Source organism: Streptococcus sp. zg-86, assembly GCF_017639855.1.
GTDB classification, from domain to species: Bacteria; Bacillota; Bacilli; order Lactobacillales; family Streptococcaceae; genus Streptococcus; species Streptococcus zhangguiae.
On record NZ_CP072115.1, the window covers coordinates 1,817,073 to 1,829,426 of the forward strand.

Here is a 12,354-nt window from a genome sequence, read left to right on the forward strand (position 1 = left end):
TCCGTATGTGTCTTTCTCACCTCACAGGATGAGTTTAAAAACCTATGCTTGTATCAGTTTACCACAAAATGATTGATTTGGCTAGTTTTCATCTCAGATTAACGTTTTTATTTCTATGATAGAAATACATTTCTAACATTGCAAAAGACCTTAAAACCATGTTTCGCAACCCATTGATTTTAAGATCTTTTAGTTCTTTTTTCGCCTCACCAGAGTCATTACGTAATCTAAAAATTAACGTGCATAACGGCGTCCGCGAGGTTTCCATTTCATCAAGAATAAACTAGATAACAACATCAAAGTTAAGCCTGTTCCGATAAAGAAAGACATACCAATCCCTCCTGTATGTGGAAATTCTCCAGGCTTAAAGTTCTTCACTCGAACTTCTATAACATCTGTTCCTTCTTCTTTTGTCAATCGAACAATATCCTTATAAGCTTTCTGAACAGAAAATTCTCCTGTTTCAGAAATAGTAAACTCAATTGGCTCTGGCAGAGGCATATACCCACTTGGAGCATTATCTTCATGGATATAATAGACTCCAGGCTCAAATTTTTGACCTTTATTATCAAATAAGCCTTCTCCACCACCATTTTGTCTTAGGTTCCCTTGCTGACCATTGTAAACTGGACCTTTTGGATCTTTCGTCTGGCGAATGGCAAAGCGTGTCGTAGAATCTTTGATTTTTTCATCTCTCTCATCTACTTTCACGATTTTTAGATTATATTTTGGAACAGGTTTATCTTTAGCGACTATTTTTAAATGTCCCTCTAATGAAGACTCTGTGGAAAGTAAGTCATCTGGATTCGTTACTGTTATCGTTCCATCTTGCGCTACTTTAATCTCATATACAGTCTCATTCAATAAGTAACCTGCTGGGGCTATCTTTTCTTTTAACTTATATATTTTACCAAGCTCTAGTCCCTCGAAAACTAACAGCCCATCTTCACCTGTTGTTTGAGTCGCGATTTCTGTTCTGCCATTTCTTTCATATAAAGTATAGGCAGCTCCGCTTAATACTTGATTATTATCTGCTTCAGAAACTTTTTTAAGTGTGAGCTTGCGCCTTTCATTTTTGACTCTAAGTTCAATAATATCAGAATTGCCATCCCTTTGAATTGTCACCATATCCTGATACTCTTTTTGAACGGTCACTTCGCCTCTTTCTGAAATCGTTAGCTCAATTGGCTCTTTTAATTTGACATAACCAACTGGAGCAATTTCTTCGACGATGTAGTAGGTTCCTGCCTCAAACTTATTTTTCTTATTATCAAATAAGAATTCTCCACCATCATTTTGTCCTAATCTCGCTTCCTGACCATTATAAACAGGTGCATCTGAATCCTTACTCTTTTTGATGCTAAAACGAGTTTTAGAATCGGGAATCTTCTCACCTTGCTCGTTAACTTTGATAATTTTCAATCGATGTTTTTGAACGACAGGCTCAAGCGCCACCCCAACTTTTTCCGGTTCAACTGCAAACAGACCATTCGTTGTCACAGAGAAAGAATTCCAAGCTGCACGTTCTTTTTCATTAATAGAAGGATCCGTAACACTTGCATCTGGATTTTCTGGTGCTTTCATCTTGAAATCCATGTGGATACCTTGACCTGGGATCCAAGCAACTCCGTCGTTCAGCTCAACTTTAAAGGCTGTTACTGCCGACCAATCGGTAATCGCATCACCTGTTTGCCAGTTTGGTTCCTCAGCATTAACCGCGTCTGGTTGGCTCGCACCTTCTGGATAGTCAACCTTGGCATATAAATCCCCGCGACTTGGTGTTGCTACCGTCGTGTAGTAAACCGTCACCTTATCCTGCCATTCAGCAGGCACAGTAATTGGACCTGTCAAACTAGGACGGAACTTGGAACCTCGCTGTCTTGTATTTGTCACAGCTGTATCATTGATATTTGGTAAGACATCCATGAAGCCCATGCGGCGAATCACATCACCTGTTGTATTGGTAATATTTAAACGATAGTCAATCATACCACCAACACGTGTATGACCAAAAGTAGAGTAATCCTTATCAAGCTCACCTTTGACTAATTTTTTAATCTGTAAATCACGACTATCTGCCAATTTATAATTCGCTTTGGCAATCGCTAGTTTTTCAGAAGTATTGCCATCACCATCAATATCCATCGTATCGATAATCGGATCCAAGGCTCCTGTTGGAACTGAAAAATCTGGATTCCCCACATTTCCATACCCTTCAATTGTAAAATTTGGATCAACAGTACTCGCAACATTCGCATTGATTTCAACTTCAATACGATCATTTACTTGGAGCTTAGCATTTGAATCCTTCCAAGTGAAGATGAGAGTCTCTCCTCCTTGGGCATTTTTTCCTGTTGCAAATTGAGCGTTCGTTCCATCTATGTTGATGACTTTCTTTTCCTTACCACCTTTTTGATAAAGAGTAACTTTCCAATTAGGATTGCTTCTATCTAATGTGACTCCTGGTGGTAAAGACGCCGTCATAGAAATTGGGCCTGTTGCTTCTACCAAGGATGGATGACGATTGGTCAAGGTCAATGATAGACGATTTTTTCCTTTCTCACTGACACTTCCATCAGCTTGAGGAATTCCAGCTGTCACCACATTCCCATCCGCCGTTTTCAAGCCAACAGCTACATCAATGATGGGATTTGGTTGGGTAGTCGCATATACATTTGCTGTTCTTGCTCCAAATGTAGAAGTGGTATCCCCTGTTCCACCTGCGGCATCACGTGTAAAGTAACCACCTACTCCAGTATATCGATTATTTCCTGTTCGTAAATAAAGGGAAGCACCTTCTGTATCAAAGGTTGCCCAGCTTTCATTTTTGACTACTCTATTTGTACCAGGTTTGATTGTATATTTATCTGCGACATTCGTCCAAAATTCTCTCGGAAGTCTTGGACGACTACCATTATTTTGAAACAGCACATCATACTGAGAAACACGTTCCCCAGGGTTCAATTTCAAATCATCACGATTTAGCACTACTACTCCACCTTGGTCATAATCAGGTGCTGTAAATGAATTAAGGACATCCTTACTTTGAAGTTTCTTCCAATCCACATCTACATTTTGCGTGCGAAGGACGTTACCATTTAAATCTGTCACGGTCATGCGAACAACCGTTTTAGGCAGAGAAGCCATTGGACGAGATGGTTGGTCTATATACATCATTCGAACTGGTTCGTAAATATAGATTTCTTGCAGAATTAAAGCGTCATCAACCTTGCGGTACATATCAATCCATTCATAGTCAATAAAGACTCTTCTCGGCAATTCAAACCCTATATTATTATCAGGATATTTAGTAAAAATAGGATTACCAAAAAAATCTTGATCCGTTTTAATATAATAATCTGATGGTTTGCGACCATTAATACGGTCATCGGTACTTCTATATCCTGGCCGCCAAATCATCTTGAACGAAAGAGTCGCTGTATCAGGAACAGTCGGATTAGGATTATAGCCACTAATCCTTCCATTACTGATCGTAGTTCCTGCAAGACGTCCAGAAGCATCTAAAGGGCCAAGATTGGTCCCTACCAACACGGTTCCATTTGGAGAAACTGCTGAGGGATTATCTGGCTTTCCTGATGACACTTGGGCTTCATTAGACTCTGTGCGAATCGTTTGATCTGAAATATTTGTAAAGCTAGCAGACAGTTTATTTTTCAAACTGGTTAATTGACCATTAAAATCATTGACCCTTGTCCGAACTTCAACCTCTCTTTCAAAAATATTCGTCCGATTTGAGTCGTTTTGTGCTGCAAGCTGCTCCATTAGTGACGGTGCATTAAATCTCAACGATACCGTTGAACCATTACGATTAATCGTTGCCCCATTAGCATTTGCACTTATATACGTTTGTCCACCTTGAATAATATCTGAGACAACGATCTGACTTCCTTCTTTAATGAAAGCTTGACCAAATTCACTTTTTGGAACTTCTACTTTTCCTTTCCAAACAACCGTATCTCCCACTTTTGGGGTATAGTTGGACTCATTCTCATGTCCGACGGTATAGGCATAGGTTTTAGATAAAGCTACCTGCGTATCCGAAGTCACAGTTACCTGAGCTGGTTTTCGCGTAATTTCACGAGCACCTTGGGTAAAAATCGCTTCTGTCTTTAGGGCAGTCCCATTTGGAATAGTTCCGTTTTGCGTGTTCACCCGCAAGGTCACATTATAAGCCTGACCAGTGGTCAGATTATCAAAGGTATATTTCAGACTGTTCGTTGTTTCATCATATACCGGTACTTGATCAGCTAGCTTTAAGTCTTCCAAATCAGAAGCAAGACTTGTCTTCCCATTTTCATTACTTGGCAATTTAATTTCAAGACCAATGGGCTCATTACTTGTTTCATCAATACCACTAGCATAGAAATCAAGACGGTAAATCGCTGTTTCTCCCGAACGAATCGTTTGATTATTATTTAGGGAAGTATAAAAAGCATCCACTTTCTTTCCTGTGATATCATCCACTGCCTTTACCAAGTTATATGGAATAATGGACAATAGTAATATAAAAATTGTACTAATGATTAATATTTTTTTCCTATAGAACATTCATATCTCCCTCTATCTACTTACGATAGATTCTTTTTCTCTTCTTCGTAACTTGTTGTCTATATCGTATGATGATGATCACTACTATCAAGACCAGTGTACTATTGAAATAGAATAAATATTTGTAGAAATCTACTTGATTAGCTTTTTTTTGCTCGGACTGTTCTTCTATCACATATTCGGTTCGCTCTCCCGTTACTAAAAGACGGTGGCTGTTAATCATATAGGGTGTGCAAGTCAAGAGCGTTACATAATCTTTTCCTTCCTCAATCGCAATAGATTTCAAGTCACTCGGTTCTACCACTTTGATAGAAATTACTCGATATGCCAAGGTTTCCTTGATATTGCGTACATAAAAGAGGTCCCCTTTTTTCACCTTATCAAGGTCTGTGAAGAGACGGGCAGTTGGTAGGCCACGATGAGCTGTTAAGACAGAATGGGTGCTGGCGCCACCGATTGGAAGCGATGTTGCTTCCAAGTGTCCCACGCCCTTTTGTAAGACCGTTTCAGTTGTCCCAGCATAAATTGGAAGCTCCTGAGAAATTTTGGGTATTGATACATAACCAATCTGCTCATTAACTTCTAACATGCGAGCGTATTCTTTTAAACCCTCTTTTTGGCGTCGCGTAAATACATCCTGAATTCCATTTTGTATTAAGTGCGTCTCATTATATGCTTGAGCCAAACTCATTCTTCTCTCAATCTCAGATGTATCAATAGTAGAAGCCTGTTTGTTAAACTCTCTAACTGTTACTCGAGAAGCGTGATAATACATAATCTGACTAACAATTGGAAAAAGCATAATCCCAAAACCAAGTAAAAATATCGCAATCAGAAACTTTCTGCTTTTTTTCTGCCGATTTCGTTTACGCATCCTCTTTCACTTTCTTATGCTTACGATACATCCTGATGAACAATATCAATAAAATAATGAACAATGCTAAAGTAACATAAAAGAGAACTTTATAGACCTCATTTTCTTTAAAGCTACTTACTTCCTTCTCCTCAATGGCTTCAACATAATCAATACGGTGCCCCCTGACCAATAATCGATGAGTATTGACCATATAGGGAGTACAAGTTAAGAGGGTTACATAATCATGACCTTGCACCACCGCTAACTGCTCAATATCTGTCGGCTCAATGACGGTAATTTGATCCACCTCATAAGCTAAGGTCCCTCCAAGATAATGGATATAAAATTTATCTCCTTTTTCAAGTTTATCTAAATTTGTAAATAACTTTGCTGTCGGCAACCCCCTATGTGCAGTCAAGACAGCATGAGTATTATTTCCACCTACTGGCAAGGAAGTTCCTTCCAAGTGTCCCACCCCACGTTGAAGGACCATTTCTGAACTCCCAGCATAAATTGGCAAATCTTCTACAATTTTCGGAATACGAATATGCCCTATCTGCTCATTAACTTCTAACATCTTGGCATATTCTTTTAACCCTTCTTTGCGTTCTTCTTCTGAATAAGGATCTGCAATCTCAATATCATTACCAGAAGCAACACTGTCATTATAGGCCTCTGCTAAATGAATACGCCTCTCAATTTCTGATTTATCAATCTTTTTCACACCATCGTCAAAACTAGCTACTTCAACAATCGATGCTTGATAATAAAGATATTGACTAACCAAAGGGAATGCTACCACTCCAAATCCAACTAAAAAGATGAATAGTGAGAGGATTCGTCGCAGCGACCATTTTCGTTGCTTTTTAGTTCTGACCATCCGCTTTACTCTTCTTTTTCAAAATCCATACCAAACCAATAGCTAGTAGTCCAAGAACCCCTAAGACACTCATCGCCTCACCTGTATGAGGTAAGATTCGCTGAATAATTTTAGGAATATGAGGAACTGGTGGAGTTGGTACAATCGGCCTGTTAACAATTTCTAGAATCGTACCGTCCATATAAGAAGTATTCGTAATTGTAAATCGAATTTCTTGCGATAAGCGTGCATATTCTACACCATCTACTACTGGAGCTTTCTCTTCCTTTAAGAAGTAATCGCCATAAGGCAGATTCGTGACCTCGAAATAGCCTTGTTCATCTGACATTACCTGAAAAAGAGGATTTCTCTCACTGTCTAGAACCGTAAAGACAGCTCCTGGTAAGACTTTTTTCCTTTCATCGACTTTTCTAAAACGTTTACCACCCTTATCTGTTGGTCTATTTTCTACCTCGATACGAGCAATACTTCCTTGTTTTACAGTAACGGCATACTCTTGATTAGGCAATAGGTAACCAGGAAGGGCTTTGACTTCCTTGAAATAATACTTTCCTTCTGCTAAACCTGAAATTGCAATACGACCATTTCGATCCGTCTCTAATTCATAAGTGCCATCAGCATCAAGTGTTGCTTGACCATTCTTAACCCGCACAGGCTGATGTTTTTCATCGTACAAGGTAAAACTTACTCCAGCAAGTGAGGATTTTGTTCCATCCTTCCATTCGTACTTAAATAACTGAACATCTCCTGTGGTATGATATGGTTTCGCATAAATGACATAATCTTTTCTCACATCATTTACTTCTAACAAAAACGGCGCAATGGTTGTGACCAATTGCTTTGTACTTGTTGAGACTGCAACCACATAGTAAGTCCCAATTCCTAGCTTCGCAACATTCCTACCAGATTCTCCCGAAGCCTGTGTCTCAACAAAAGGATAATTCTTCTCCAAAGCCTCCTTCGAGAGAGTTTTTATTGTCTCTGCTTGTTCTTTATCTTCTACTTTAAATAACTGATAATGAACATCTTGCTGACTATCGGGACTGATAATCGTTACAGCTACTTGCTGATCTCCAGCATGAACCTGCTGTACAAAGCTGACCAACCCCAATGCCAGACTCGTCACCAACAGACTGAGCAACTTCCTGATTTTCATTTCTTTCATTCTCCTTTACTTTCCTAAGAGCAAACATGTCTTTTCAAGTAGGATTCGGATAAATCCTACTTAAGAAAACAGGTGCCAAGCACCTGCTCTTCTTATCTCCATATCTTCATTCTTTACGAGAAATTAGCTATGTTTTTTATCTTTTTTCAATCCGAACAACGCAAGACCCATCAATGCAAGACCGCTTACTACGAAGATAATCGTACCGATGCCACCTGTATGTGGGATGTTTGGACGTTTGTTATTTTTAACATTTTGAGGATCTGCATCACCTGTATTAGATTCAATTGTCGTTGGTGTTTTGTTGTATGAAGTTTGGTTGACTTCAAATTCAATTCTATCTGCTAGGACAACGTAACCAGCAGGAGCTTTTATTTCTTGCAAGTAGTATTTCTTAGAACCATTACCTGCTGTTGCAAGTTCACCAGTTGTTCCTATAGGATCATATTTTAATCCTTTGATTTCAAAGCTACCATCTGTTGCAGATTTCAAGATAATTTCTTTGCCTTCTGTAGCATTAACAAATTTACCAGTAGCAATAGCGTCTTTATTAGCAGCAAGTAAGCCAGCTGTCCACTTCATCGCTTCAACTGCTTCTTTGTTATCATACAACTTAAATTCAGCACCTGCTAGTTTATCAGTCTCTTTTTCACCGACTTTGACAAATTTCTTACCACCCGTGTAAACATAAACCGGTGGAGTTGGCGGTGTTGGTGGTGGAGTATCTTCTCCCGGAGGTGCTGGAGGTGTTGTTGGCGGCACTCCTGGAGTTCCTGGTGGTGGAGTATCTTCTCCTGGTGGTGGAGTCAATTCCTCACCATGATTACCACCCCTATTATTGAATTCAATTTGTGTCTTATTGGCAATTGGCTTACCAAGTACAGCCTTGTCGTTGATTTTTGCCTTCAAGGTTACATCAATGTATGGCGCTGCATCTGTATTCTCTGCTTTGTCTAAAGCGGCATTGTCTTGCTGTTGTCCACGATTAGCTACTGGAACATTATCAGATACCCACTTCAAACCAGCTTCTGTCAAAGAAACTTTTACTGTACGTGTATCTGCACTCCAATCAACTGTGTAATGTTCATTTACAGTTAATATTTTTGTTCCAACTTTAACATCTCCAATACCTTCATAGTCTAATTGTGGATCAAGAGTGTCATCAAATTGATATTTAGAGTAGTTATGAATATTTTTAGGAATCGTTCCTTTTAGGTGGAAATTGATGGCATCTCCAATGTTGTAACTTCCTTCATTTTGACCAACAGACTCAACATCCTTATCTGGTACTGGGAAACTAGATTCAACGTTCTTTGGATAAACGTTCACTTCACTCAGATAACCTGAACCATCTGAAGTCCCCATTGGAAAACTAATTCTAAACGGTACTGCATAAGCACTTGACACTGTAGCAGGTGCCGATTCCTCAATTACCCAATAGGTACCATTATCTTCTTTGCTAACAGAGAAAGAGGTAAGACCTTCACTGTCAGTTACTCCAGTTGAACCATTTTTCGTATATTTAACATCCAACTCTTCCTTCGTCATCTTGCGAAGCATATCATCTGTAGCACCATCAGTAATCTTGTACCACTTAAATGTAACACCTTTTAATGGTGTAACATTTGTCCCCAATTCTTTCAGTGCCTCAGCTGATAATTTTTGGCCGTCCCTATTTTCAATCAATTTGCTATACGAATCCGCACGCAACTTGTAGATATTAATCTTAGTTGTCGCAGGAATCTCTTTTGTAGTAATCGGTCCTTCAGCTGCTACTGAAGTTACAGGTGAGAATGGTTGTGCCAAGGGGGCAACAACACCACCTAATAGCACAGCCAACACACCTAAATGGATAAGTTGTTTTTGTTTCTTCACGTTAAATCTCCTTTTTCTTTTTATCAAATATGAAGACCCTTATATAATACCCCCCCCCCCCGAAGATTTTGTCAAGTATTTTTGTGCATATTTTTATATTCTTAAAATAATCTAAATTTTCTGATTCTATTGCATTGTTTCATACACATTTTATTTTTTACAAGAGCTAAACTCCTTTAAACCAAGGAGTTTAAAGCTTGCCAGTTTTAAAAAGCTATAGCAGAAAAGCTGTTTTTGACAAATTGCTCTGTATTTTTTCTATTCCTACAATATATGCTGTTGTAGAAAGTATTTTAATCTCATTTAACAACTAGATATTGATTCATACATTTATATACTGTTAAAATGCAATTGCAAAAAAATAGAGGATTTTTACATCCCCTAGGTCATACTTCCACCCCAAATACAGCCAAGGCTTCCTCTTCAGCGGCGGTCAATCTGCGATGGGCTCCTAAATCTAGCTCATCTCCTAAAACCAAAGGCCCCATGCTGATGCGCTCTAGGTCTGTCACTTCTTTCCCACAGGCTGCAACCATCCGTTTGACTTGGTGGAACTTGCCTTCTGCGATACGAATGTGGACCAGTGAAGTTTGCCTGTTTTCATCAATCGCTACTATTTCTAAGTCAGCTGGTTGGCAAATAAATTCTTTTAATTCTATCCCCTGGGCAAAACGGTGACGATCTTCTTCTGTCATAATTCCTGCGACCTCAGCCCGATAGACCTTGTCCACATGTTTTTTCGGAGACAACATCTCATGCGCCAAAGCACCATTATTGGTCAAAAGCAGGAGACCATGAGTGTCAATGTCCAGTCTTCCGACTGGAAAGACTTCTTTTTGCCGGGCAGTCTCATCTAGCAAATCCAGAACTGTCCTGTGTTTCGGATCTTCGGTTGCTGAAATAACACCTTTTGGCTTATTTAAGATATAGTAAACAAATTTTTCATAGGTCAACACGTGTCCTTGATAGCTGATTTCATCCTGCACTTCATCAATATGGGTTTTCGCTGATTTTTCGACGACTTGATTGACCATGACCTTGCCTGACTTGAGGAGTTTTTTAACCTCTGTCCGCGAACCAAGACCACATTCTACTAAAAATTTATCCAACCGCATCAAATTTTCTCCTATTCTTCATCCTAATAGCAAAAATTGCAAAAACAAGACAGCTAATGGCAAACAAACTGAAAATAAGGCTATAGCTCTCACCTATCAAACCAATTCCTTTTAAAACATAAGGAGATAGGGCACCACCTAAATTGCAACCAATCAAAACAACGGCTGTTGCACTGTTTAATAATGGTGCTGGCATTTCCTCTGCCAATTGATGAAAAATAGCAGTCATAAGAACACTATTGACAAAACCAGCTCCTAAAACAGCAATAGCAAGAACAGATAAATCAGAAGAAAAGGCAATTCCCAAACTGGACAAGCCCAAGGCAAGATAGGAAAGACCTAATAGACGAGAGCCAAATCGCCTCAAAAGTGGCGCAAAAACCAAGCCTGAAACGATTCCTACTATTTGATAAAGTCCTAAAATAACACTCGCAGCCGAAGCTGTTCCTAGACTGCCTTGAGTGACCATTAGGGGCACGCGTAAGCTGATACAAGAACTAATACAAACATTCCAACCTGCAAACAGAGCTAGACGAGCCGATTCATACCGAAATCTGACGGGGAGTCTTTCTCCTAACTGTACTTGATCCTGCCTTGATTTTATCTGATTTGGCACAAAGAAAAGATAGAAAAGGAGCACCAACAAGGCAAAACTATAAATAGTAAAGGCGTAGGTCCACTTAAACTTAATCAACTGCCCCACTAGCATAGTTAAAAAGGCAGAGCCAACCACCTCTGATGAGCCGCGAAACCCCAGCATTTGAATGCGCTCCGTTCCTTCGTACCTCTCGCTAATCATCGAAATCGCCTTAGCATTGATGAGACCGATTCCCATCCCCAAAAATATCCGCGATAGGAACACGAAACCATAGCCTTGAAGCACCTGTGGCAACATGCCAGCCATACTCATCATAAGAAGTCCAGTGACAATCATCTGTCTTTCATTTAACAACCAATTAAGTTGCCGATTCAAGACCAATACCAGCAAAACAAAAAAGGACGGCGTTGAAATGAGCAACTCGACTTGTTCAGCTGGATAGCTGTGAAAATAGTCAAGCATGGAGGGCAAAGCAGACGAGACCGAAAAGGCGGAAACGAGCATGGATGATAAGGCTAGAACACTGATTTTTTCAAGAAATACTTTCACTATTTTTCCTCATTTTCTCTTTCAACCAGTATAGCAAATTCTTGTCCATCCTGCACCGTCTTTATTTCTCTTTCAATTCATGCTATACTAGTCTTTAGAAACTAGAAGGAGAAATCTATGTCTGTACTTGAACGATTAACGAAGGCTAGCCATTTAATTGATATGGATGATATTATCCGCGAGGGGCACCCAACCTTACGCAAAGTTGCTGAAGAAGTCCAATTCCCCTTGTCTGATCAAGAAGTGATTTTGGGTGAAAAAATGCTCCAATTCCTCAAGCATTCACAGGATCCTGTTATGGCAGAAAAATTGAAACTCCGTGGCGGAGTTGGACTCGCAGCACCACAGATTGATATTTCAAAACGAATCATTGCAGTCCTTGTCCCAAATCCAGAAGATGAAGAAGGAAATCCACCAGCTGAGGCCTATGCCCTAGCAGAAATCATGTATAATCCTAAAATCGTTTCGCATTCGATTCAGGAAGCTGCTATGGAAGGTGGTGAAGGCTGTCTGTCTGTTGACCGCGAGGTCCCTGGCTATGTCGTCCGTCATGCACGAGTGACTGTAGAATATATGGATAAAAATGGCGAAAAACACCGTATTAAACTCAAAGGCTTTAACGCCATTGTTGTCCAACATGAAATTGACCATATCAACGGTATCATGTTCTATGATCGGATTAATCCAGAACATCCGTTTGCCATCAAAGAAGGCATGTTGGTCATCGAGTAATCTGAAAAAAGGCGG

Annotated in this window: 8 protein-coding genes; 1 reads left to right on the top strand and 7 read right to left on the bottom strand. The window is 39.6% G+C overall.

Translation table 11 applies throughout. From position 1 onward, the window contains the following. Positions 1–234 precede the first annotated feature (234 nt). The 7 genes from J5M87_RS08505 to J5M87_RS08535 all read right to left on the bottom strand — a co-directional run bounded on the left by J5M87_RS08505 (position 235) and on the right by J5M87_RS08535 (position 11,607). On the bottom strand, positions 235–4,569 hold the full coding sequence (locus tag J5M87_RS08505) for an MSCRAMM family protein (RefSeq protein ID WP_154608873.1): 4,335 nt from the start codon (positions 4,567–4,569) through the stop codon (positions 235–237). A 16-nt stretch (positions 4,570–4,585) separates the two neighbouring features. Continuing rightward, positions 4,586–5,443, bottom strand: a complete 858-nt coding sequence (locus tag J5M87_RS08510; RefSeq protein WP_154608872.1) for a class C sortase — start codon at positions 5,441–5,443, stop codon at positions 4,586–4,588. Further along, positions 5,436–6,305, bottom strand: a complete 870-nt coding sequence (locus tag J5M87_RS08515; RefSeq protein WP_154608871.1) for a class C sortase — start codon at positions 6,303–6,305, stop codon at positions 5,436–5,438. The genes J5M87_RS08510 and J5M87_RS08515 overlap by 8 nt, the downstream gene beginning before the upstream one ends. Next, entirely contained in the window at positions 6,292–7,461 is a 1,170-nt protein-coding gene (locus tag J5M87_RS08520; RefSeq protein ID WP_160463297.1) for an MSCRAMM family protein, read from the bottom strand. Before J5M87_RS08520 ends, J5M87_RS08515 begins: the two co-directional genes overlap by 14 nt. A 132-nt stretch (positions 7,462–7,593) precedes the next feature. Beyond that, complete coding sequence (locus J5M87_RS08525) at positions 7,594–9,345, bottom strand: SpaH/EbpB family LPXTG-anchored major pilin (RefSeq protein ID WP_160463296.1); 1,752 nt, start codon at positions 9,343–9,345, stop codon at positions 7,594–7,596. Between the two features lie 386 nt (positions 9,346–9,731). After that, positions 9,732–10,460: a pseudouridine synthase gene (locus J5M87_RS08530; protein ID WP_154608868.1), complete on the bottom strand. Its 729-nt coding sequence runs from the start codon at positions 10,458–10,460 to the stop codon at positions 9,732–9,734. Beyond that, entirely contained in the window at positions 10,447–11,607 is a 1,161-nt protein-coding gene (locus tag J5M87_RS08535) for an MFS transporter (protein ID WP_154608867.1), read from the bottom strand. The genes J5M87_RS08530 and J5M87_RS08535 overlap by 14 nt, the downstream gene beginning before the upstream one ends. A gap of 117 nt (positions 11,608–11,724) precedes the next feature. Between J5M87_RS08535 and def the strand changes: the two genes are divergently transcribed. Next, positions 11,725–12,339, top strand: coding sequence for a peptide deformylase (gene def, locus J5M87_RS08540; RefSeq protein WP_154608866.1), 615 nt, complete (start codon positions 11,725–11,727; stop codon positions 12,337–12,339). The last annotated feature ends 15 nt before the right edge of the window (positions 12,340–12,354 follow it).

Coding starts and splice junctions, on each gene's coding strand:
- J5M87_RS08515 (WP_154608871.1), bottom strand. CDS start 6,305: ATGGTCAGAACTAAAAAGCAACGAAAATGGTCGCTGCGACGAATCCTC.
- J5M87_RS08505 (WP_154608873.1), bottom strand. CDS start 4,569: ATGTTCTATAGGAAAAAAATATTAATCATTAGTACAATTTTTATATTA.
- def (WP_154608866.1), top strand. CDS start 11,725: ATGTCTGTACTTGAACGATTAACGAAGGCTAGCCATTTAATTGATATG.
- J5M87_RS08510 (WP_154608872.1), bottom strand. CDS start 5,443: ATGCGTAAACGAAATCGGCAGAAAAAAAGCAGAAAGTTTCTGATTGCG.
- J5M87_RS08530 (WP_154608868.1), bottom strand. CDS start 10,460: ATGCGGTTGGATAAATTTTTAGTAGAATGTGGTCTTGGTTCGCGGACA.
- J5M87_RS08520 (WP_160463297.1), bottom strand. CDS start 7,461: ATGAAAATCAGGAAGTTGCTCAGTCTGTTGGTGACGAGTCTGGCATTG.